Origin of the sequence: Rhodococcus jostii NBRC 16295, assembly GCF_001894825.1 — a bacterium.
Classification (GTDB): domain Bacteria; phylum Actinomycetota; class Actinomycetes; order Mycobacteriales; family Mycobacteriaceae; genus Rhodococcus_F; species Rhodococcus_F jostii.
Window position 1 is genome coordinate 175,984 of sequence record NZ_BCWY01000007.1, and the last position, 23,478, is coordinate 199,461.

18 protein-coding genes are annotated in these 23,478 nt (G+C 68.4%); 11 read left to right on the forward strand and 7 right to left on the reverse strand.

The features are described from left to right. Nucleotides 1–72: 72 nt before the first annotated feature. Together RJ1_RS08255 and RJ1_RS08260 are read left to right on the forward strand one after the other, a co-directional pair. Nucleotides 73–1,233, forward strand: coding sequence for an alkaline phosphatase family protein (locus tag RJ1_RS08255; protein WP_073359460.1), 1,161 nt, complete (start codon nt 73–75; stop codon nt 1,231–1,233). Nucleotides 1,234–1,307: 74 nt separating this feature from the next. Continuing rightward, a complete protein-coding gene (locus tag RJ1_RS08260; protein WP_073359461.1) occupies nt 1,308–2,069 on the forward strand; it encodes an HNH endonuclease family protein in 762 nt (253 codons plus the stop codon). Here the strand turns inward: RJ1_RS08260 and RJ1_RS08265 are convergent, their stop codons facing one another. Both RJ1_RS08265 and RJ1_RS08270 read right to left on the reverse strand, forming a co-directional pair. Further along, the gene (locus RJ1_RS08265) at nt 2,070–2,708 is read right to left on the reverse strand and encodes a DUF3060 domain-containing protein (protein WP_240319920.1); all 639 of its coding nucleotides are present in this window, start codon (nt 2,706–2,708) and stop codon (nt 2,070–2,072) included. A gap of 10 nt (nt 2,709–2,718) precedes the next feature. Next, on the reverse strand, nt 2,719–3,738 hold the full coding sequence (locus RJ1_RS08270; protein WP_073359462.1) for a beta-ketoacyl-ACP synthase III: 1,020 nt from the start codon (nt 3,736–3,738) through the stop codon (nt 2,719–2,721). Nucleotides 3,739–4,022: 284 nt separating this feature from the next. Between RJ1_RS08270 and RJ1_RS08275 the strand changes: the two genes are divergently transcribed. The 3 genes from RJ1_RS08275 (at nt 4,023) to RJ1_RS08285 (ending at nt 7,703) form a co-directional block, all read left to right on the forward strand. Then, a complete protein-coding gene (locus RJ1_RS08275; protein ID WP_073359463.1) occupies nt 4,023–5,138 on the forward strand; it encodes a glycoside hydrolase family 183 protein in 1,116 nt (371 codons plus the stop codon). Between the two features lie 22 nt (nt 5,139–5,160). Further along, nucleotides 5,161–5,784, forward strand: coding sequence for a class I SAM-dependent methyltransferase (locus tag RJ1_RS08280; RefSeq protein ID WP_073359464.1), 624 nt, complete (start codon nt 5,161–5,163; stop codon nt 5,782–5,784). Nucleotides 5,785–5,867: 83 nt separating this feature from the next. Next, nucleotides 5,868–7,703 (forward strand): acyl-CoA dehydrogenase, encoded by a 1,836-nt coding sequence (locus RJ1_RS08285; protein WP_073359465.1) that lies wholly within the window; start codon nt 5,868–5,870, stop codon nt 7,701–7,703. Nucleotides 7,704–7,814: 111 nt separating this feature from the next. On the opposite strand, the gene RJ1_RS08290 is transcribed toward RJ1_RS08285, so the two are convergent. The 3 genes from RJ1_RS08290 to RJ1_RS08300 all read right to left on the reverse strand — a co-directional run bounded on the left by RJ1_RS08290 (nt 7,815) and on the right by RJ1_RS08300 (nt 12,835). Next, nucleotides 7,815–8,846, reverse strand: coding sequence for a hypothetical protein (locus RJ1_RS08290; RefSeq protein WP_240319919.1), 1,032 nt, complete (start codon nt 8,844–8,846; stop codon nt 7,815–7,817). A 107-nt stretch (nt 8,847–8,953) separates the two neighbouring features. After that, nucleotides 8,954–11,170 (reverse strand): VanW family protein, encoded by a 2,217-nt coding sequence (locus tag RJ1_RS08295; RefSeq protein ID WP_073359466.1) that lies wholly within the window; start codon nt 11,168–11,170, stop codon nt 8,954–8,956. 330 nt (nt 11,171–11,500) lie between these two features. Continuing rightward, complete coding sequence (locus RJ1_RS08300; RefSeq protein WP_073359467.1) at nt 11,501–12,835, reverse strand: acetyl-CoA C-acetyltransferase; 1,335 nt, start codon at nt 12,833–12,835, stop codon at nt 11,501–11,503. A 130-nt stretch (nt 12,836–12,965) separates the two neighbouring features. Between RJ1_RS08300 and RJ1_RS08305 the strand changes: the two genes are divergently transcribed. Next, a complete protein-coding gene (locus RJ1_RS08305) occupies nt 12,966–14,312 on the forward strand; it encodes a 3-oxoacyl-ACP reductase (protein ID WP_073359468.1) in 1,347 nt (448 codons plus the stop codon). Next, complete coding sequence (locus RJ1_RS08310; protein ID WP_073359469.1) at nt 14,312–15,175, forward strand: MaoC/PaaZ C-terminal domain-containing protein; 864 nt, start codon at nt 14,312–14,314, stop codon at nt 15,173–15,175. The genes RJ1_RS08305 and RJ1_RS08310 overlap by 1 nt, the downstream gene beginning before the upstream one ends. A 54-nt stretch (nt 15,176–15,229) precedes the next feature. Here the strand turns inward: RJ1_RS08310 and RJ1_RS08315 are convergent, their stop codons facing one another. Next, nucleotides 15,230–15,829 carry a TetR/AcrR family transcriptional regulator gene (locus RJ1_RS08315; RefSeq protein WP_005243713.1) on the reverse strand — a complete coding sequence of 200 codons (600 nt, stop codon included), beginning with the start codon at nt 15,827–15,829 and terminating at the stop codon, nt 15,230–15,232. A gap of 92 nt (nt 15,830–15,921) precedes the next feature. Beyond that, nucleotides 15,922–17,103: a glycoside hydrolase family 3 N-terminal domain-containing protein gene (locus RJ1_RS08320; protein WP_073359470.1), complete on the reverse strand. Its 1,182-nt coding sequence runs from the start codon at nt 17,101–17,103 to the stop codon at nt 15,922–15,924. 118 nt (nt 17,104–17,221) lie between these two features. Between RJ1_RS08320 and RJ1_RS08325 the strand changes: the two genes are divergently transcribed. The 4 genes from RJ1_RS08325 to RJ1_RS08340 all read left to right on the forward strand — a co-directional run bounded on the left by RJ1_RS08325 (nt 17,222) and on the right by RJ1_RS08340 (nt 23,462). Beyond that, nucleotides 17,222–17,689, forward strand: coding sequence for a universal stress protein (locus RJ1_RS08325; protein WP_073359505.1), 468 nt, complete (start codon nt 17,222–17,224; stop codon nt 17,687–17,689). A gap of 30 nt (nt 17,690–17,719) precedes the next feature. Further along, nucleotides 17,720–18,811 (forward strand): isochorismate synthase, encoded by a 1,092-nt coding sequence (locus RJ1_RS08330; protein WP_073359471.1) that lies wholly within the window; start codon nt 17,720–17,722, stop codon nt 18,809–18,811. Between the two features lie 126 nt (nt 18,812–18,937). After that, nucleotides 18,938–19,111 (forward strand): DUF2613 domain-containing protein, encoded by a 174-nt coding sequence (locus RJ1_RS08335; RefSeq protein WP_005258546.1) that lies wholly within the window; start codon nt 18,938–18,940, stop codon nt 19,109–19,111. A 46-nt stretch (nt 19,112–19,157) separates the two neighbouring features. Further along, nucleotides 19,158–23,462: an alpha-(1->3)-arabinofuranosyltransferase gene (locus tag RJ1_RS08340; RefSeq protein ID WP_073359472.1), complete on the forward strand. Its 4,305-nt coding sequence runs from the start codon at nt 19,158–19,160 to the stop codon at nt 23,460–23,462. Nucleotides 23,463–23,478: the final 16 nt, after the last annotated feature.

Sequence of the window (23,478 nt, forward strand, 5' to 3'; positions counted from 1 at the left end):
CCGACTCACGGTGGTGCGGTCTGAGCCGACTCAGCATGGTGCGGGCCGAGCCGATCCCGCATAGTGGAGGTCATGACCGTTTCGGCGCCCCCGCTCGACGTGTACTCGCAGCCCACGCTGTCCGCCCTGATGCCGTCCGTTCTCGCTTCGCTGGGGGTCGCCGGCGAACCCAACCGGTTGCACCTGCCGGACAGCAGGCACACCGTGGTGCTCCTGATCGACGGCCTCGGCTGGACTCTGCTGCGACGCCACCGCGAACACGCGCCGTTCCTCGACAGCCTGGCCGGCCGGCCGATCCGGGCGGGGTTCCCCACCACGACGGCCACCAGCATCGCGTCGTTCGGCACGGGGCTGCCGTCGGGCAGCCACGGCATCACCGGCTACCAGTCATACGTTCGTGAGGTTCGCGGCACGCTCAACTGGCTGTCGTGGCGCGCCGGACACAAGGGCGACGAACTCACCCGGTTGGTCCCCGAGGTCGCGCAGCCCGCACCGACGGTGTTCGAACGTGCCGCGGCAGACGGCATCACGTGCACGACCGTGGTGCCCGCGAAGTTCGACGGGTCCGGGCTCACCCGCGCGGTCCTCCGCGGCGGCACGTTCCGAGGCATACACGCGTACGGTGACCTCATCGCGCACGTCGTCACGGCGTCCCGGTCCGGCGAACGAACCCTCACGTACTGCTACCTCAGCGAAATCGACACGCTCGGACACATTTACGGACCGGGATCCGAATCTTGGCTGCATCAGCTCACCGTCGTCGACCGGCTCGTCGAGAAACTCGTCGCCGGCCTCGAGGCCGCAGGTCCGGGCATCACACTCCACGTCACCGCCGACCACGGCATGGTCACCGTGGACGACGCGGACAAGATCGACTTCGACGACACTGCGGCGCTGTCGGACGACGTGATGGCACTCGCGGGCGAACCCCGCTGCAGGCACGTCCACACCCGAGCCGGAGCCGCGCACGACGTCGCCGACCGGTGGAGGAGCGAACTGGGACACCGCATGTGGATCGGCACGCGGGACGAGGCCGTCACCGCAGGACTGTTCGGACCGGCCGTGCGGTCCGAGGTGCAGGGCCGCATCGGGGACGTCGTCGCCATCGCGCAGGGCGGTGTCGCGGTGGTCCGGCGGAAGGCGGAGTCGAGGCTGTCCGCACTCCCCGGCCAGCACGGCGCCCTCACCGACGACGAGTTGCTGATTCCTCTGCTCCACACCGCCACCGCGTAATCCCGGGCCGCTCACCGGCCCTCGGTGCCACTCCTGATAGAAATGACGAACAGCGTTGATTTCAGGAGAGATTCATGCCCCGCTCTGCGGTACCGAACACCGGCTCCATCATCACGACCGTCAGGAACAAATGGCCCTGGATCCTCGCCGGCCTCGTCGTCGTCGTGCTCGTCGCGATGCTGTCCCCGGACCCCGACGACACCCTCGCCGCCGGAACCGGACCGATCTCGCCCTCGGAAGTCACTGACAAACAACAGATACAGTCGGCGTTCGTCCAGCTCGCCACCCTCGAGGTGAAGGGCCGGGCACCCAAGACCGGGTACGACCGGGAACTGTTCGGCGCCAGCTGGACCGACAACGTGTCGGTCTCGCTCGGGCGCAACGGCTGCGACACCCGCAACGACATCCTCCGGCGTGATCTCGTCGACATCAGCTCCCGCGATCGCACCCGCGAGTGCGTGGTGCAGTCGGGCACGTTGCGGGATCTGTACACGGGCAACACCATTGCGTTCACCCGGGGCACGAAGACGTCGGACGCCGTGCAGATCGATCACGTCGTGGCGCTGTCGGACGCGTGGCAGAAGGGCGCGCAACTCCTCGACGCGCAGACACGGGCCGACCTCGCGAACGACCCCCGCAACCTGCAGGCGGTGGACGGTCCCACGAATCAGCGCAAGAGCGACGCCGACGCGTCGACGTGGCTGCCCCCGCTGGCGGCGTACCGCTGCACCTACGTGGCCCGTCAGGTGGAAGTGAAAGTGGCGTACCGACTCTGGGTGACACCACCCGAGCGCGATGCGATGGCCGCGGTGCTCACCGGGTGCGGTGCCCGGTGATCACGCTCCGGGCGGGGTGAGCCGATTCTCCGAACCCGTGTCGACCGCCGGGACCGTCGCACCGGAATCCCAGTCGACGGTGTTGTTGGAACCGGTGAGTTCGAGCGAATCGAGAGACGCGGCGCGCACGGAGTTGTCGTTGCCGCTCACCGTCACCGCGCCGGAATCGTCCACGTTCAGCGAGTTGCCGCTTCCGCTGACCGAGATCCGCTCCGCCTGCTTGCCGAGCACCGTCACGGCGTTGCCCTGCAGGTCGATCGACTCGACCACGTCGATGCCGGCGCTGTTGCTGCGCCCCGAGATCGTGAGCGTTCCGGTCTGCCCGCCGACCACGTTGGTGTCCTGACCGCGCACGATCACCGCGTTCGACGTCGCGACGTTCGCCGAGACACCGTTGGCCTCGATGGTGACGGTGCCGCACTCGCCGTCCAGGACGACGCCGACACCGTCCCTGTTGACGATCACGTCGCGGCCCGCGCAGTCGCCGCCCGAGTTCAGTTCCACCGCGGAGCCGTCCTCGCCGGCCGGTTCCCTCGGCAGCGTGGCGTCCCGTCCGCACCCGCCGGACACCGCAGCCACCATCACCAGACAGGCGATCGTGGCCGCGGTGCGAGAACCGCTCCGCCGGAGGGTGTGCACGAAGCGCAGGTCAGTTCTGCGCGAACACCGGCATCGTGACGACCTGCCCGGCGTACGACAGTCCGGCACCGAACGCGAGGAGCAGCGCCGTGTCGCCGGGCTTCACGTCGCCGTTCGCCAGCATCGCCTCCATCGCGAGCGGCACGGACGCGGCCGAGGTGTTGCCGGACTCGGCGATGTCGTCGGAGACCGGGACGTTCTCGGGGAGCTTCATGCTGCGGGCGATCACCTCGGTGATCCGGGAGTTCGCCTGATGCGGAACGAATGCGTCGAGGTCCTCGACGGTCAGTCCGGCCTTCTCGACGGCGGCGAGCGCCACCTTGCCCATCTCGAAGGCCGCCCAGCGGAACACCGCGGTGCCGGCCATCTTGATGTACGGGCGCTTGGCCCCCGGTGTCGTGATGTATTCGTACCAGTCCAGGTCCTGCACGATGGCGTCGGACTGGGAACCGTCGGAACCCCACTCCACCGGTCCGATGCCCGCGACATCGCTCTTGCCGACCACGACGGCGCCTGCGCCGTCACCGAAGATGAAGCGCGTGGAGCGGTCGGTCGGTTCGGTGGTGATGCTCATCTTCTCGACACCCACCACGAGGGCGTAGTCGACCGATCCGCCGCGAACCAGATCCGACGCCACGGTCAGCGCCGTGCAGAAGCCGGCGCATCCGCCACCGAGGTCGAACGCACCGGGCCCACTGGTACCCAGCGCGTCGGCGACCAGGGCCGCGGCCGGGGGCGTCAGGAGGAGATACGTCGACGTGGCGACGATGACGCAGCCGATCTGCTCGGGGTCGATACCGCTCGCCTCGATGGCCTTGCGTCCGGCCTCGATGGACATGGTGACGACATTCTCGTCCTCCGCCGCGAAGCGCCGGTTCCGGATGCCCGAACGAGACTGGATCCACTCGTCCGTCGAGTCGATCAGTTCACAGATCTCGTCGTTGGTGACAACCCGCTCGGGCCGATACACGCCGAGCCCGAGAAGGGCGGACTGCCGACCTCCAGCCACGGTGGCAATCTGCTTTCCCATCGATCGATCTCCTCATCAGGTCCCGCGTGGTTACGCGCAGTGTGGACTTGTCGCCAGCACACGTTACGTCGAGCGCCGCCCACGGGGTAGCACCGGTTCCTGTTACTCGTCGGTAACATCGGTTCGGCGGGGACGTGGTCGAAACGAACACGGCGGTCAAACCGACACTTTCGTATGAACAGACTTGTTAGACTTCTCGCGATTTCCAGCAGTTGATCACCGGTAGGGGGAGTGGTCGTTTCAGGCCACGCAGTGCCGCCTGCTGCTAGAGATGGAGTGTCCTCGTGAAGCGAACCAAAGCTCTTGCAGCAGCGTCACTCATCGGCGCAGCGGTGACGTTGATCACCTTCGCCGGCCCGGCCGCCGCGAATCCCAACGCCATCAATCCGATCCCCGGCCTCAACGGCACCAACGGGATCCCCCACCTCAACGGGCGCACCCAGGCGGTCGCGCAGCAGACCGGCATGCTCAGTCCTAACCGCACCCAGGACGCCAACGTCCTCGGCACCGACCTCGGCGTCATGTGGGACAACGGCCAGGGCCAGGTCCTCACGGCGTTCGGCGACTCCGCCGGACTCGGACTGCCCAACCTGCTGTCGGGCAGCCTGTGGGCCTGGCGCAGCAGCACACTCTTCCGCAGCTCGGACGGCATCCTCTCGGACGGAATGAACTTCGACAGCTCGCCGCGCGACATCTTCGGCCAGTCCAAGGAACTCGTTCCCAGCCCCAAGATCCCGTTCGTCGAGATCAGCCGCATCCCCACCGCCGGCGTCGCCGTCGGCAACACCCAGGTGCTGAGCATGATGTCGGTGAAGAACTGGGGTCCGGCCGGGACGTGGGACACCAACTACTCCGGTCTCGTGTACTCCCAGGACAACGGTGAGAACTGGACCGTCGCCCCCGAGACGCAGCGCCCGAACGTCGGCGGCAACGCCAACTTCCAGATGAGCGCCTTCGTCAAGGCCGACGGTTTCGTCTACCAGTACGGAACACCCGCCGGCCGCGGCGGTCTCGTCCACATCGCGCGGGTGCCGGAGCCCCAGATCATGGACCTCGGGGCGTACGAGTACTTCGACGGCGCCAAGTGGATCAAGGGCAACCCCGACGTCGCCAAGCCGATCATGCCGGGCGGCGTCGGCGAACTGTCCGTCGCGTACAACGAATACCTCGGCCAATACCTCATGCTGACCACCGACCAGTACAACTCGGTGGTCATGCGCCGCTCGCCGTCGGTCACCGGTCCGTGGGGCCCGCCGGAGGTGCTCGTCGACACGCGGGAGCTGCCCACCGCGTACGGCGCGTACATCCACCCGTGGTCGTCGGGACCCGACCTCTACTTCCTCACGACGGTGCACAACAACTACAACGTGCTCCTCATGCGCACGACGCTCACGCCGTAGTCGTCGTACTAGCGTCGACGGCATGGATGCAGCGGCCTGGGACGAACGGTATTCACAGAGCGACCTGGTGTGGGGTGCCCCACCCAACGCCGTCGTGGTCGAGCAGGTTACCGCGCTCCCCCGCGGTCGCGCACTCGACCTGGCGTGTGGGGAGGGCCGCAACGCACTCTGGCTCGCCACCCGAGGCTGGGAGGTGACGGGCCTCGACTACTCGGCCGTGGCCGTCGACAAGGCCCGCCGGGTGGCCGCCGACGCACCCCGGTCGGTCCGTGAACGACTCGACTATCGCGTCGCCGACGTCACCGATTCGGACCTCGGCGGCGAGTACGACCTCGTGCTCGTGATCTACCTCCATCTCGCCCCGGCGGAGCGGCTGCGGGTTGTGAACCGCGCCATATCTGCGCTGAAACCTGACGGAATCCTCATGATTTTGGGGCATGACGCCGTTAACTTGTCGCAGGGCGTCGGAGGTCCCCAGGATCTCGAAATCCTGTACACGCCAGACGATGTGGTGAAAATGTTCGACGAGCGTCTCGCCGTCGACGTTGCCGAACGGCGCTTCCGCGAGACGGAGGCCGGAACGGCGATCGACGCGCTCGTCGTCGCGCACCGCCCGAGTCTTGGCAGTCAGGTAAATGGGGCGTAATATCGGTCAATGTTACCGACGAGTAATAACTTGGGCGGTACTAACGGATAGACCGCACCATCTCACTGGGAGAGACAGAAGACATGGGCCATTACAAGAGCAACGTCCGCGACCTGGAGTTCAACCTCTTCGAGGTTCTCGGTCTCGAGCAGCCGCTGAGTGAAGGCGTGTGGGGCGATCTCGACGCCGACACCGTCCGCAACATGCTCAGCGAAGTTGCCCGCCTCGCCGAGGGACCGCTGGGAGAGTCCTTCGCCGACGCCGACCGCAACCCTCCGGTCTTCGACCCCGAGAACCACACCGTCACCCTGCCGGAATCCTTCAAGAAGTCGTTCCGCGCACTCTGGGACGCCGAGTGGTACCGCATGGGACTCTCCGAGGAGATCGGCGGCGTTCCCGTGCCCCGGTCCGTCGTGTGGGCCATCGGTGAGCTGATCCTCGGCGCCCAGCCGGCCGCGCACATGTACCAGGCCGGACCCGCGTTCGCGGACGTGCTGTTCCACAACGGCACCGAAGAGCAGAAGAAGTGGGCCGCCACCTGCGTCGAACGCGGCTGGGGTGCCACCATGGTCCTCACCGAACCCGACGCCGGTTCCGACGTCGGCGCAGGCCGCACCAAGGCCATCAAGCAGGACGACGGCTCCTGGCACATCGAGGGCGTCAAGCGGTTCATCACGTCCGCCGACTCCGACGACCTGTTCGAGAACATCTTCCACCTGGTCCTGGCCCGCCCCGAGGGCGCAGGCCCCGGCACCAAGGGACTGTCGCTGTTCTTCGTCCCGAAGACGCACTTCAACTTCGAGACCAACGAGTTCGGCGAGCGCAACGGCGCCTTCGTCACCAACGTCGAGCACAAGATGGGCCTGAAGGTCTCCGCCACGTGTGAGGTCACCTTCGGCGGCCACGGCATTCCCGCCCAGGGCTGGCTCGTCGGCGAGGTCCACAACGGCATCGCGCAGATGTTCGACGTCATCGAGCACGCCCGCATGATGGTCGGCACCAAAGCCATCGCCACCCTCTCCACCGGCTACCTCAACGCCCTCGACTACGCCAAGGAACGCGTCCAGGGCGCCGACCTCACGCAGATGACGGACAAGGCCGCGCCGCGCGTCACCATCACGCACCACCCCGACGTCCGTCGCGCGCTCGCCATGCAGAAGGCGTACGCCGAAGGCCTGCGCGCCGTGTACCTGTACACCGCGGCACACCAGGACGAGGCCACCGCCAAGCTGGTGTCCGGCGCCGACAAGGACCTCGCGTTCCGCGTCAACGACCTGCTGCTCCCGATCGTCAAGGGTGTCGGCTCCGAGCGGGCCTACCAGTACCTGACCGACAGCCTGCAGACCTTCGGCGGCTCCGGCTTCCTGCAGGACTACCCGATCGAGCAGTACATCCGCGACGCCAAGATCGACTCGCTGTACGAGGGCACCACTGCCATCCAGGCGCAGGACTTCTTCTTCCGCAAGATCGCCCGCGACCGCGGTGTGGCACTCGCCCACGTCGCCGGCGAGGTCAAGAAGTTCATCGACAGCGAGGCGGGCAACGGTCGCCTCAAGGCCGAGCGCGCCCTGCTCGCCACCGCCCTCGAGGACGTCCAGACCATGGCCGCCACCCTCACCGGGTACCTCATGGGTGCGCAGGAGCAGCCGTCCGAGCTGTACAAGGTCGGCCTCGGTTCCGTCCGCTTCCTGATGTCCGTCGGCGACCTGCTCATCGGCTGGCAGCTGCTGCGCCAGTCCGAGATCGCGATCAAGGCCCTCGACGAAGGCGCCTCCGACAAGGACAAGGCGTTCTACGAGGGCAAGGTCGCCATCGCGTCCTTCTTCGCGAAGAACGTCCTGCCCGAACTGACCGCCACCCGCGGCATCGTCGCCAACCTCGACAACGAGATCATGGAGCTCGACGAAGCAGCGTTCTGATCGGCTTCCAGCGCTTCTGATCTCCGCAGACGCACCCCTTCTCCGCACACGCACCCCCTTTCGGACACGATTTCGGGTGCGCCTGCGGGGGAGGGGTGCGTTTGTCGGTGTCTACACAGTGCGCAGCGTCAGTCGCCGCGGCACCGGCAGAGACGACTGCTCAATCCTCCCCATCGGAGGCAGCGATGCCTCTCCCCTAGTGAGGACCCGACGGATGCGAGCAGCGAGTCGAAGAGGGTCACCCAGCTCCTCCCACGTCCACCGCACCATCTGGAAACCAAGCTCCCGCATGGCATCTTCGCGCCGCTTCTCGGCGAACACCGCGTCACTCGGTCCCTGACCGGGTTTCAGCATCCGCTCGTACTTCACGCGTCCGTCGAATTCGCCCAGGAACGCCGAACTCTCGATGTAGAAATCAACGCGGCCGAGGGTTCTGCCGTCGTATCCGCGAACCACACCCTGCTGAGATGGCAGAGGTAGCCCCATGGTCGAGAACATCACGCGACTGCGCGACTCCCCGACACTCTCGCTGTATCCGGTGAGAAATTGCACGACACGACGGGCAGCTCCCACGCCCTTCCGTCCCTGAGCAGATGCGAGTTCGCACGCCAGGTCCTCGGGACTGATTCCGAAGGCCCGGACGGCCGCGTCTCCTGTCACCACGGCCTGCTCGAACGGGAGCGCACGGCCAAGATCCACCACCATCCGTGACGGTGTCGTCACGAGGTAGCCGTCCTCCTCCGCGACGCGGCCGTCCAGCGAGGAGCAATGCACCGTCAAGCGGGTCTTGATCCGCCCGCCACCCCGGCGGTTCCTGGTGACCTGCACCCGATCGAGTGGCGTTCTCCACACCGGCAATCCATACATGACGGCTGCCGACTGGTGACTCAGCACCGCGTCGCTCGACATTCGCGGAACCGTCGCGTCGATCAAGAGGCGATGACGTGCTTCCGGCGTCGCCTGCTCGAATTCCGACTCGCCGAGATACGCGCCGTGACCGAGACGACGCCATCCTCCACGTGTATAGAGACGGCGGATTTCGTCGTCGGTGAAGCCGGCTGCAAGCGCGTCCTGCCTGCATATCAATTCCCCCGGATCGTGTTCCATGGCGTCGATACTCGCGGCCACGAAGGCCTGGCGCACGACCGATCTTCGATCTGTGGACAACTCCCCCACAGACGCACCCTTTCTCGGCATTTGCACGCATATTGGTGCCCTAGAAGGAGTGCGGCTGCAGAAAAGGGGTGCCTCTACTCGCCGTCGTTCGGCTTCGGCTTGGGGGTGGTGGTTTTCGGACTCTCGGCCGCGGTGGACGGGGCCGGTGTCGCAGCGGCGGGGGTGCGCTCGTCGGGCTTGGGCGCGCCGGGTGCCGCGCACTTGACGATCGGGACGGGGTCGTAGCGGACGGTCCTGGTGTCCCGGGAGATCTCCTGGCCGGTGGCGTGATCGGAGATGACGCGGGTGTCGCTGGCGGTGAACCCCGGTGCGCCGCTGGAGGCGATACAGTGATCGCCTGCGGGCAGGGTGACCGTGTCGGGCTGCGTCGGCTTGGTGCGGTCGCCGGTGATCGACTCGACGTCGACCGACTTGGTACCCCAGAACCGGATGGTCAGATCCGAGGCGCCGCCGATGGCCTGGATCATCACGCCCGTCTTGGCGGTGTTGCGGAACTGCAGGTCGATGGCGCCTTCGAAGACGGTCGCCTCCCGCGCCTCCGGGTACCGCGAGATGTAGTACGAGTGCTCGGTGTGCGCGACGTCCTCCATGCCGGCGAAGTACGCGGCGTTGTACAGCGTCGTCGCCACCTGGCTCACACCGCCGCCGACCGCGGTGTCCGGGCGGCCGTTGTTGATGATGCCCGACTCCACATAGCCCTGAGCCGTGCCGCGGGGACCGGTGTACCCGTTGAGGGAGAACGTGTCGCCGGGCTTGATCAGCGCGCCGTTGATCTCACTGGCGGCGAGACGGATGTTCGTGCCGGACGCCGCGGAGAAGCCGCCGGTGGTGAACTCTCCGATCACTTCCTTCACCCCGAGACCCTGCGCAGCTTCCGTGGTGAGGGCCGGCGGTACGGGACCGTACACCGCGGCGGTCGTGTGAGAACCGTTGCCGCGCAACACCTCGGGCAGCGTCTCCAACGTCTTGGGCCACTGCACCAGGTCGCCGACGACGGCCGGGACGACCGTGGGCGATCCCCCGTCGAGCGTGATCGCGGCGTCCTTCGGTGCGATCTCCGTCGAAACGAGTTGCGGAGCCAGAATTCCGATGGCGGCCTCGACGTTGTACGTGGGCTTCAGCCCGCCGGTGCCGTCCGGTTCGAAACCGACGATCGCACCGATCTGCTGGCGCGGCGCGGTCGCGACCTTGCCGTCACGACCGGTGACCACCAGGTCTGCCGAGGCCGCGGGCGTCGCCACTTCGGCGAGCGCCTTCTGGACGCCGTCCTTCGTCACCGTGACGGGCACGACGTCGACGGGCAGTTCCACCGTCCGGCCGAACGCCCACTCCTCGGTCAACGCCGCCTCGGTACCCTCACCGTTCAGGTTCTGCCCGGTCGACGGATCCACCGGTACCGGGATCGCACCCTCGAACACGACCGTCCCCTCGCGGGACGCGCGATCGGTCTCCCCGCGAAGGCCGTCGACGGCGGACGCCAGCGCGGCCTCGTCGCGAGTCGACACCACCCCGATCTCGTCGGTGGTGAAGAACGACGTGAGGCGGGTGAACGGGTTCAAAGGCTGCGAATCGGCTCGGTCGAGGGTGGCCTCCCAGTCGACCCCGAGCCCGGCGTCGGCGGGCACCAGTTCCGTGGACACGTCGCCGGCCTGCACCGTCAGCGGCTGATCGGCGCGCGGGCCGACCTGCGCCTGCAACGTGGCCTCCGCCTCCTCGCGGGACGAACCGCCCACATCGACGCCGGCCACGGTCACGCCGCGCGGCAGCTTCCCGGAGGACACCGCGAGGTCGGCGGCGTAGGCGATGCCGATCAGGGCGATCACACCGCCGGCCACGGCCGCGATCTTCACCCACGGGGCACGGGCCGGGGTCTTCTCAGCGGACGCCTCGACAGGTTCCGGTTCGGGCTGCGGCGGGACGGGCGACGCGGCGGCCGGGGCCACCACCGTCGGTTCCTCCGCCGCCGTGGTGTATGCCTGCGTCGGACCCGGAACGGGGCCCGGCGGAATCGCGGGGATCACCTGCGTGACGTCCTCGTTCGCCGGCGGCTCCACCCACAACGGAGGTTCCGGAGCCTGCTCGTCGGAACGTTCCCCCAGGTCACCGAGGTTCAACTGGGTTGTCGGTGCGTCGTCGGGAGCCGGGGCGTTTTCGGGTGTCGCGACCTCGTCCGGTTCCGGAGCGGGCGTAGCGCCCGCGTTCTCGGGTTCGACGCTGTCAGGCGTCGCGGAAGGGTCCGGCGTCGACCGTTCGGGTGCAGTGCGCCCCTTGTCGCCGTCTTCGTCGTTCACCGTGGCCCTCTCACCGAGTTGTCCTTCGTGCGGGCCTCAGCTTGCCGTCGGTGCTCGTTGCATTTCAAGCGCGATCCGATCCGAGCGAGGCCCGGTCGAGACCCCCACGTCAGCGTACCGGCCGCCGGAAATGCAAGAGCCCCGCGCTGCTGCCAGGTCGGGGGTCAGGCAGCAACACGGGGCTGACAGGGTTATCGCCAGCTAATCTCCAGCGTTACACCTGTCGGAAAAGATTTCGGGGATCCGGCCACCCCTCGTTGCCGGATCCCCGCTCGCACTGCGCACACGCTGGCCTTTCCGGTCTCCCAGCTACCGGAAAGGCCACGCGGATCACGCCTCTATGATTGCCGTCACACCCTGGCCGCCGGCGGCGCAAATCGAGATCAGACCGCGGCCCGAACCCTTCTCCGCAAGCATCTTGGCGAGCGATGCGACGATGCGTCCGCCGGTCGCGGCGAACGGGTGACCGGCCGCCAGCGACGACCCGTTGACGTTCAGCTTGCTGCGGTCGATGGAGCCGAGGGCACCGTCGAGCCCGAGGCGCTCCTTGCAGTACTCGTCCGATTCGAACGCCTGCAGTGTCGCCAGGACGACGGATGCGAACGCCTCGTGGATCTCGTAGAAGTCGAAATCCTGCAGCGTGAGGCCGTTGCGGGCCAGCAGACGCGGGATGGCGTACGTCGGCGCCATCAGGAGCCCGTCCTTGCCGTGGATGTAGTCGACGGCGGCGGTCTCGGAATCGACGAGATGGGCGAGCACCGGGAGCTTGCGCTCGGCGGCCCACTCGTCCGTGGACAGCAGGACCGCGGACGCACCGTCGGTGAGCGGGGTGGAGTTACCCGCCGTCATCGTCGCGTCGCCCGCCTTCACCCCGAAGACCGGCTTCAGCTTCGCGAGCTTCTCGGCGCTGGAGTCGGGCCGCAGGTTGTCGTCGCGGGTGAGGCCGAGGAACGGGGTCACCAGGTCGTCGAAGAAGCCGCGGTCGTAGGCGGCGGCCATGTTCTTGTGGCTGGCGGCGGCCAGTTCGTCCTGGTCCTCGCGGCGGACGCCGAATTCCTTGGCCGTGATGGCGGCGTGCTCACCCATGGACAGTCCGGTGCGGGGCTCGCCGTTGCGCGGGATCTCGATGCCGAGCATCGACGGGCGGACGTTCCCGAGGAGCTTGATGCGGTCGCCGGTGCTCTTCGCGCGGTTCAGCGACAGCAGGAACTCGCGGAGTTCGTCGTTGACGCCGATCGGCGCGTCGGACGTGGTGTCGACTCCGCCGCCGACACCGGCGTCGATGCGGCCGGCCGCGATCGCGTCACCGACCGCGACGATCGACTGCAGTCCGGTGCCGCAGGCCTGCTGCAGATCGAAGGCCGGGGTGTAGGGGCTGAGGGCGCTGCCGAGAACGCATTCGCGCATCAGGTTGAAGTCGCGGCTGTGCTTGAGGACGGCACCGCCGGCGACGAGTCCCAGCTTCTCGCCCTGGAGGTTGAAGCGGCTCACCAGCCCGTCGAGCGTCGCGGTGAACATGTCCTGGTTGGACGCCTGTGCGTACTTCCGGTCGGAGCGGGCGAACGGGATGCGGTTTCCGCCGACGATCGCGACGGGACGCTGCTGCTTTCCGCCTGGCTTCGGCGCCGCTGCGGAGTTCGAATTGGTGCGAGCTTTGCTGGTCACTGACGTCTCCAAGGATCTGGTGCGATTACCTGTTGGCTACTATTCTTACTCAGGAGTAAGTTAATTGTCGACACCGCACTTCACTCGGTGCTCGGTGACTGACCGCCAAACGACGACAGAAGGTAGGACCGTGGCAGCCAGCAAGGGAGCTCCCGACATCTATTCCCAGTTCCTCTCATCCGCACCCGGCGCGTTCATCGCCGCGAAGGCGGGACTGCCGCGGCCCGAGAACCTGCGGCGATACAAGCACGGTGAACCGCCGCTCGCCGGCCCGGTCCTGATTGGCGGCAAGGGCCGCCTCGTCGAGCCGTTGCGCCAACTGTTGTCCGACTACCCCGCGGCGGGAGCGGGCGACGACCGGTACGGCGCCCTGGTGTTCGACGCCACAGGCATCGGTTCGGTCACCGAACTCGAGCAGCTGTTCGAGTTCTTCCAGCCGGTCATCCGCAACCTCGCGCCGTCCGCGCGCGTCGTCGTCATCGGCACCACCCCCGAGGAGACGTCCGGAGTCGACGAGCACATCGCCCAGCGGGCACTCGAGGGGTTCACCCGCAGCGTCGGCAAGGAGGTCAAGCGCGGCGCCACGGCTCAGCTCGTGTACGTCTCACCGAAGGCCTCCGCCGGACTGTCGGGTCTCGAATCGACGCTCCGCTTCCTGCTGTCCGCCAAGTCTGCGTTCGTCAGCGGCCAGGTGATCCGCGTCGGCGACGAAGACTCCGTCGCGCCCGCCGACTGGGACAAGCCGCTCGACGGCAAGGTCGCGATCGTCACCGGCGCCGCCCGCGGCATCGGCGCGACCATCGCCGAGGTCCTCTCCCGCGACGGCGCGCACGTCATCTGCGCAGACATCCCGGCCGCCGGTGAGGCTTTGTCGGAGACGGCCAACAAGGTGGGCGGCACGTCCCTCGCGTTGGACGTGACAGCACCCGACGCGGCCGACAAGCTCGCCGAGTTCGTCCTCGAGCGGCACGGCGGTGCAGACATCATCGTCCACAACGCCGGCATCACCCGCGACAAGACTCTCGCCAACATGGACGAGGGCCGCTGGAACATGGTGATCGGGGTCAACCTTCTTGCACCGCAGCGCATCACCGACGTCCTCGTCGCCAAGGGCGCGCTGAAGGAGGGTGGACGGGTCGTCGACGTCTCCTCCATCGCCGGCATCGCGGGCAACCGCGGCCAGACCAACTACGGCACCTCCAAGGCCGGCGTGATCGGACTCGTGCAGGCCTCCGCGCCGGTGCTCGCGAAGAAGAAGATCACGATCAACGCCGTCGCACCGGGCTTCATCGAGACCGCGATGACGGCGGCGATCCCCTTCGCTACCCGCGAGGCCGGACGTCGCATGAGCTCCCTGCTGCAGGGCGGCGAGACCGTCGACGTCGCGGAGACCGTCGCCTACTTCGCGAGCCCCGCGTCCAACGCCGTCACCGGACAGATCGTACGCGTCTGCGGCCAGAGCCTGCTGGGCGCCTGATGTCGGGCAAGGTCGTGCAACTCACGGAGAAGCCGGGCACGCTCGACATCTACGCGCGCGCCGTGCGCAGCGCACTGCCGGTCATCGGCGCGAGCGGGGACAGCGCTCCCGACACGACGCTCGTCCTGAACGGCGTGCGCGTGGACCCCGACAATCTCGCGGCGTACGACAGGGTGACCGGGTTGCGGTTCGGCGACACCCTGCCGCTCACCTACCCGTTCACGCTGGTGTTCCCCATTGTCATGAAACTGATGGTGTCCGAGGGTTTCCCCTTCCCCGCCATCGGTTCCGTGCACGCGGAGAACGTCATCGAACAGTTCCGGCCCATCTCGGTGATCGAGCCCCTCGACGTGTCGGTGCACGCGGAGAATCTGCGCGAACACCGCAAGGGACTCCTGATCGACGTGATCAGCGAGATCAAGGTCGGACGGGAACTGGTGTGGAAGCAGACGTCGACGTTCCTGCGTCAGCAGAAGACGTCGCTGTCCGGTCAGCCCGGCCCCGAACCCAAGGCCGAGGAGGAGCCGCCGCGTCCCCTGCGGACGATGCGGGTCGATCAGAAGACGATCGGCAAGTACGCCGCGGTCTCCGGTGACCGCAACCCGATTCACGTGTCGTCGTTGGGCGCCAAAGCCTTCGGATTCCCGAAGACCATCGCGCACGGCATGTGGAGTGCGGCCGCCGTTCTCGGGTCGGTGGAGGGCCGGATCCCGGACGCCGTCACGTACAGCGTGCGTTTCGGCAAGCCGATCCTGCTGCCGTCCACGCTGAACGTCTACGCCGATCAGACCGCCGACGGCTGGGATCTGTCGATCAAGCACCCGAAGAAGGGGTACCCGCACCTCACCGCAACGCTGCGGTAGCTGCTGCCGGGGCGAATGTACCTTTCGACGCTGCCAAGGCGTCGAAAGGTACATTCATTCCGGCTTCTTCTTGCCCGCGAGACCGCGCCATGCCAGGGACTCCAGCAGGTCGGCGGCGGCGTCGACCTCGATCTCACCACCGGCGACGCGGTCGGCCACGGCCTCACCCGCCCCGACCAGCGCGATGGCGATCAGTTCGAAGTCCTGACCGGGTTCCGGGTCCTTGGTGCTGGATTCGAGCAGGTGCGCGGTCAGCTCGATCAGCCGGTCGCGGCTCGACTGCACCGACCCGACGAACGCCTGCTGCCCCATCGCCTGGCGGTACAGCACCATCCACGACTTGCGGTGCTTGCCCACGAATCCGAGAAACCCCTCGAGCGCCCGACGCAGCTGCTCACGCGGGCTCAGCCCCGGATCTCCCGCCGGAGCGAGCGCTTCGACGAAGCGCAGTCCCTCCCGCTGGATGCATGCTGCGAACAGTTCGTCCTTTGAACCGTAGTAGAGGTAGAGCATCGGCTTCGAGATTTCCGCCTTGGCCGCGATCGCGTCCATCGACGTCTCGTGAAAGCCTCTGTCGGAGAACACGTCGACAGCAGCGTCGAGCATCTGTTGCTCGCGCACTGCGCGCGGCAGTCGCTTGGTGCCGCCGGCCATTCGTCCTCCAATATTCGTCGAACCCGCTATCTTACTCTACGGTAATAAAGCGGGGTCGACCGGCGGACGAGAAGAATAGCAGCAGCACTCCCTCAGCAGGCCAGTGCGCCCTTGGCTCGCGCGACCGTCAGGACGGCCTCGTCGACGCGCTGCTGCGGCAGCGTGCCCGAAGCGACGGCGCCTTCGAGGTGATCGAGCACCCGCGGGACGTCGTCGGTGGTGAGCCACAGCGCGACGTCGACACCGGACGCCAGCGCCGTCTCGACAGACTCGGTGATGTCGTAGCGGTCGGTGATCGCCTGCATGCCGCTGAGGTCGTCGGTGAAGATCGGGCCGGTGAACGGCGGTGCGCCGTACCCGGTGCCGCCGCGCAGCAGTGCGACCGCGTCCGGGCTGATGCTGGCGGGAATCCCGGGTGCCGTCAGACCCGGCACCTCGAGATGGCCGAGCATGACGCCGACACCCGTGGACACCAGGTTCCGGAACGGGACGAGATCCTTGTTCTGCAACTGCTCGAGCGGCGGGGTGGTGACGGCCCCGGTGTGGGAGTCGCCGGACGCCGAACCGTGGCCGGGGAAGTGCTTGATCACGGGCAGGATTCCCGCGTCCCGCATTCCGCGCGCGTAGGCGTCTGCGTAGCGGGTGACGACGGCGGGATCGTCGGAGTAGGAGCGGTCGCCGATGACGCTGTCGTCGGGTTGGCTGCTCACGTCCACGTCGGGGGCGAAGTTGACGGTGACACCGAGGTCCTTCAGTCCGCGGCCGCGCTCGAGCGCCATCTGATACGTCTGTTCCTCCGTCATGGTGGCGGCGGTCTGCCGGGCGGACGGGTCGGCGCCGAGCAGGTTCTCGACGCGCGACACGCGTCCGCCCTCTTCGTCGATCGTCACCATCAGCGGCAGCGACGACGCCGACGCGACCTGGGGAACCTCGCGGTTCGCGAGCATCGTCTCGTCGGTCCAGCTGCCGATGAAGATGCCACCCACCTGCTCGGCACGGACCACCTGCGCCGCATCCGCGGTGCCGGTGACGCCCACGTTCAGCAACTGAGCGAGCTTGCGCCGCAACGGCAACGACTGCAGGAACTCCGTCTCGCACGACGCCGGTGCGGCGGCAGGTGATGCGGTACCGGTGTGCGATGCGGGCTCGACGGAGGACGGCGACGGGGCCGGCGTCGCCGTGGACGACTCCGCGACCGTCTCGCCACCACCCGACGAACATCCGGCGACGAGGCCGGTACAGGCAGCGAGCGCGAGGGCATACTTGATCCGCATGGGTTCGACGGTAGCCCAGTTCGGCGGCGATGCTCCCGCGACAGGGCCCGAATCAGGGACCATTGCCGTCCGTCTTGGTAATCTGGACACAGAGGAAGCCCGTTCTCAGGAGGTCGTGGTGCCAGGTGGTTTGATGTTGATCGCCTACGACGGATCCGACAACGCCAAGCGCGCGGTGGAGTGCGCAGGTCGCTTCCTCGCCTCCAATCGCGCTGTGCTGGTGACGGTGTGGGAGCCGATGGTCCGTCAGGCCGCGCGCATGTCCGGACTGTCGGGTGTGATGCAGCCCGAGTGGGTGCCCGACGAGGAGACCGAGGACGTCGCGTTCTCCGACGCCCGGGTCACCAACGAAGAAGGCACCCAACTCGCCGAGGCCGCCGGGCTCACCACCGAGAGTCGTTGCGTCGAGTGCACCAGCACGATCTGGACGGCCATCGTCGAGACCGCCGACGAACTCTCGGTCGACATCATCGTCACCGGCACCCGGGGCACCACCGGCCTGCGGTCGCTCCTGCAGAGCAGTGTCGCCGACCACGTGCTGCGTCACAGCCACCGTCCCGTGCTGATCGTGCCTCCCGGGAAGTGAGACGTGCGCCCGACTACTGTCGGGTGCACCATGGACGGCTTTCTTCTCTCCCGCGTCGACCGGACGCTGCGCACGTCCGGCGTGCGGCACGGGTACGACACCGCGGCGGCCGCTGTCGCCGCACTCGCGAACGGTGACACCGAACTCGTCGTCGGGGCGCTTCCGTTCGACCCCGAACGCCGCACCGCGCTGAGCGCCCCGGAATCCTGGGAGTTCACGGAGGGCCCGTGGCGGCCCGGCACCGTTCCCGGCCTCCCGCCCGTCCGCCTCACACGGGAGGTCCCCGAACCCGCCGAGCACGTGGCCCGTGTGCGGTCCCTCGTCGACCGCCTGCGCGGCGGCACCCTCGGCAAGGTGGTGGCCGCCCGCAGCGTCGCCCTCGGAGCAGACACGCCGATCTCCCCGGAAGCGTTGGCCGCGAGAATGATTCACCAGAATCCCACCGCCAACGGGTTCGCTGTCGACCTCTCCGCGGCCGGCGACGGTTTCCACGGGCACAGCCTCGTCGGCGCCAGTCCCGAAGTACTGCTCAGCCGGCGGGGCCGCCGCGTCACCTGCCGCCCCCTCGCCGGTACCGCCCCTCGCCGCGCCGATCCGGAGTCCGACGAGAAGGAAGGCCGCGGACTGCTCGAGTCCACGAAGAATCTGGCCGAGCACGCCTTCGTGACGGCCTGGATCCGCGACGTCCTGGCCCCGCTCTGCACTGAACTGAACGTCCCGCAATCTCCGGTCCTGACGAGCACCCACGAGGTGTGGCATCTCGCAACCCCGATCGAAGGGGTGCTGCGCGATCCGTCGACCAGCGCGCTGACCCTCGCGACCCGGCTGCACCCGACCCCCGCCGTGTGCGGCACCCCCACGGATCTCGCCCTGGCGACCATCCGCGACGTCGAGGGGGATCGACGGTTCTACGGTGGCGCGGTCGGGTGGTGCGACGGCGACGGTGACGGCGACTGGGTGGTAGCCATTCGGTGCGCCGAGATCACCGCGGACGGTCTCGAGGCGCTGGCGACGGCGGGCGGTGGGATCGTCGCCGAGTCCGACCCGGAAGCCGAACTCGACGAGACGAGCACCAAACTGCGCACCCTGCTTCGGGCACTCGGCGTGCAGCCGGAACCCTGAACTGCACAAACGGTGACGCCCGCGCACCAATCAGCAGTTCGGCAGCCTGTGGGTGATACCTTGACCCGAGCAATTCGTACGCGGGAGTAGCCGTGTGCGTCGATGGCAAACGGTGGGAGATGTCTGATGGGGAAGTTCCTTGTGCCCGGTGTGGTCAGCGCCGTGGTCGGTGTCGCTCTCGGCACCGTGGCGACGCTCGGCATCACCGCAGCCGCACAGGACAACACGCGTCCCGAGATCGACCGGAGCGGCAACGCGGATTCCTCACTCCTGAACCAGGTTGAGTACGGCAGCCGCTGAGAGCGCCGGTTCGACTAGTTCCCGCACTTCCCCCGAGTCGGCGGCCATGTCGCCCTCGGCGGAGCCTCTGTCACGGCGGTGGCTGTTCGGCGCCTCTGTCGTAGCGTTTCTTCTCGCCTTTCTCCAAACCCCCGGCCGGCTCGCCGCCGACACCAAATACGACCTGTCCCAGAATCCGATCGGGTTCCTGGAACGGGCCGCGCACCAGTGGAGCAGCCAAGCTCCCATGGGCCAGGTGCAGAACCAGGCCTACGGATACTTCTTCCCGCACGGTGCATTCTTCGCGCTCGGCGACGTCCTGAGCGTGCCGGCGTGGATCACCCAGCGCGTGTGGTGGGCCTTGCTGCTGGTTGCCGGATTCTGGGGCATCGTCCGCCTCGCCGAAGCGCTCGGCGTCGGCAGCCGCTCGTCCCGCATCATCGCCGGTGTCGCGTTCGCGTTCTCCCCCCGCGTCCTCACCACCCTGGGTTCGATCTCCTCGGAAACCCTCCCGATGATGCTGGCGCCGTGGGTCCTGCTTCCCGTCGTCGTCGCCCTCGCCCACGTGAGTGGCAATGCGTCCCGGGATACACATTGGCACTCACCTGACCGGTTGGCGGCCCAGTCGGCGCTGGCCGTCGCGTTGATGGGTGCGGTCAACGCCGTCGCGACCGCGGCGGCGTGCCTCGTCGCAGGTCTGTGGTGGATCTCCCACCGGCCCAACCGGCGGTGGTGGGTGTTCACCGCGTGGTGGTTCCCGTTCCTGGCCCTGGCCACGCTGTGGTGGATCGTGCCGCTGCTGCTGCTCGGCAAGGTGAGCCCGCCGTTCCTGGACTACATCGAGTCGTCCGGGGTGACGACGCAGTGGACGTCGCTCGCCGAGATCCTCCGCGGTACCGACAGCTGGACCCCGTTCGTCTCCCCCGAGCGCATCGCCGGCGCCGTCCTCGTGACCCAGCCCGCCGCGGTCGCCGCGACCGGGCTGATCGCGGCCGCCGGGCTCGCCGGGTTGTGCATGCGCTCGATGCCGGCCCGCGGCCGCCTCACCCTGATCCTGTTCGTCGGCGTCGCCGGACTGGCCGCCGGATACATCGGCGAACTGGGTTCCCCGTTCGCCGAGCAGGTACGACTCTTCCTCGACTCCACCGGGGCTCCCCTCCGGAACGTGCACAAACTCGAGCCACTCGTCCGGCTGCCGCTGGTGCTCGGGCTGGCGCATCTTCTCGCGAAGGTGCCGCTGCCCGGTTCCGTACCGGTCGCCCGGTGGCGCAGCGCGTTCGCGCACCCCGAACGCGAACCGATGGTCGCGGTGACGAGCCTGGTATTGGTGGCGCTCACCCTGGCGACGTCGCTGGCGTGGACGGGCAAGCTGGCGCCGCGCGGCACGTATACCGAGGTCCCCGACTACTGGCAGCAGGCCGCGTCGTGGCTGGAGGACAACGCCGGCGGCACGAGCCCCGACGGTTCCGACGCCGAGCGGGCGCTCGTGGTGCCCGGCGCACCGTTCGGCAGCCAGGTCTGGGGGCTCACCCGCGACGAGCCCATGCAGGCGCTGGCGTCCACACCGTGGGCGTCCCGCGACGCCGTCCCCCTCACCCCGCCCGGCACCATCCGGGCGATGGACTCGATCCAACGGTTGATCACCGACGGCCGCCCCTCGGACGGGATGGCGCAGACGCTGCTCGGCCAGGGCATCCACTATCTCGTCCTCCGCAACGACCTCGACCCCGAGACGTCCCGGTCGACGCGCCCGCTGCTCGCACACCAGGCCGTCACCGGCTCCCCCGGATTCACGCAGGTGGCGGAGTTCGGTGAGGACATCGGTCCCGGCGACGTCGAGGGCCTGGTGATCGACAGCGACCTGCGGCCCCGGTATCCGGCGATCGAGATCTTCGAGGTGTCGATGCCGGACGGTTCACCGGCGACGAGCGGTCCGTACACCGCGAATCTCGACAGAATCCCCCGTGTGCAGGGTGGTCCGGAATCGGTGCAACGACTGCGCGAGAACGCCGCCCTGCCGGGAGCGGGGCCGGTGCTGCTGGCCGCGGACGCGAAGCGCGCCGGACTGCCGGTCGGCGACGTCACCGTCACCGACACGCCCCGGGACCGCGAAACCGATTACGGCCAGGTCGACAGCCACAGTTCGGCGTTGCGCACCCCGGACGACGCGCGCCGCACCTTCAACCTCGTCCCCGACTATCCGGTGGCGGACACGCCGCTGGTGGAAGGGCAGTGGGAGGGCGCGACGCTGAGCGTGTCGAGCGCAGCGTCGGATGCCACCCAACTCGGCGGCACCTCGCCGGCCGCCGGCGCCGCCGCGACCGTCGACGGCGACCCGGCGACCGGCTGGTTCAGCAACGGGATCGAGCGGGCGCTGGGCCAGTGGCTCCAGATCGATTTCGACACGCCGCTCACCAGCTCGTTGCTGCACATCACGACGAGCCCGGCCGCGATCGGCGCCCCCGTCCGCTGGATGGAGGTGTCGACCCCCAACGGCAGTACGGCCGTGAAGGTGGACGCGCCGGGCAAGCCGATCGCGGTGTCCGTCCCGGGCGGCGTCACCACGTGGGTACGGATCACCGCGACGAGAACCGAGAATGGTTCCGCGGGAACGCAGTTCGGGATCAGCGAGGTGTCGGTCGAGGACTTCTCGCAGCGCGACGCCCCCGTCACGGTGCCGATCCGGTACCGGACCGTGCTGCCTCCCACCCCGGACGGCGCGACCGTCTCGGGTTGGGATCTCGGTCAGGAACTGCCCGGCCGCAACGCCTGCGCCGAATCCCCCGACCGTGTGCGGTGCAGCAACGCGTTCGTCCTGCCGCCCGAGGAGGTCGGCACGTTCGAACGGACGCTGTCGGTGCCCGAACCCACCGCGGTCACACCGCAGCTCACGCTGCGCGCACGGCACGGCGCCCCGTTGGAAGAGCTTCTCACCCAACAGGACCGGCCGTCCGCGCACGGCACCAGCAACATCGCCGACCTGCGCGGATCGGCGTTCGCCGCCACCGACAACGATCCGCGCACCAGTTGGTCGGCGATGCAGGACACCACCAGCGGAAAGGGCGAGAAACCCACCCTCACCCTCGACCTTCCCGAGCCCACGCTCGTCACCGGCCTGCAACTGACCCCCAGTCTGGGCGCCCTGCCCGCCGCCCCCGACCGGGTTGCCGTCGACCTCGGGAACGGACCGCAGGTGCGCGACGTGAACGAGGACGACGGCACCGTCGCGGTCGAACCCCGGGTGACCGACCGGATCGTGCTCAGCCTCGTGTCCTGGAAGAGCACCCTCGACCAGAACGCGCTGGGGTTCGCCCAGTTGCAGCCCGCGGGACTCGCCGAGGTCGGGGTGCTGGGCGAGGACGGCGCCCTGCTGCCCGGTTCGGGTCCGATCGACGACGCCGGCGCCCGCATGGTCACCGTGCCCTGCGACGAGGGCCCGGTGGTGACGATCGGCGGTCAGCCCGTTCGCACGAGTGTCACGGCAACTGTCGGGCAATTACTTTCCGGCGAACCGGTTCCCGCGACCGTCTGCGGCTCCCCCGGCCCGGTTCCGCTGGGAGCCGGAGCCCAGGACGTGACCGTCGACCCGGGGTCCGCGTTCTTCGTCGACAGCCTCCGACTGAACGCCGGGGCTCCCGCGCAGCCGGTTCCGACCGAGCAGGTGTCGACCACCGCATGGACGGAGAACCACCGTGAACTCACGGTGCCCGGTTCGGATGCGGACCGGATCGTCGTCGTCCCCGAGAGCACGAACGTCGGGTGGGTGGCGACCGCACCCGACGGCAGCGAGCTGACACCGATCGTCGTGGACGGCTGGCAGCAGGGCTGGATCCTGCCCGCGGGAACCGACGGGACGGTGACCCTCGACTTCCCCACCGACCACTGGTACCGGCTGGGCATATTCGGCGGTCTGCTCCTGCTGATTCCGCTGATCGGTGCCGCTCTGTGGCCGCGGCGCGCACGTGAGCGCGATCCCGGCCCGGCCCCCCGGACCTGGGGCAGCGCGACGGTCGGGTGGCTGGGAGTTGTCGCTGTGGCCACCGTGATCGGCGGTCCCGTCGGCGCGGCGACGACGGTCGTGGTGAGCGTGCTGGCGGTCGGTCTCGTCCGTCTACGCGGAACCGCCACCACCGCGCGGGTGCTGGTCGGGGTCGCCGGAGCGTCGGCGATGCTCGGCATGGCGATGCTCTCCACCGGGCCGTGGCGCGCGCCCGGCGGGTATGTGGGGCACTCGTTCCTGGTTCAGTTCCCGTTGCTGCTGGCGCTCGTCGCGACCGGGCTGGCCGTGCTGCCGTTCGGACGGTCGGCGCTGCTCGTCCGCGCCTCCCAGCGCTTGACGGCGCGGCGGGCCGGTTCCTCCACCAACGCGTAACTGGCCGACGCGACCG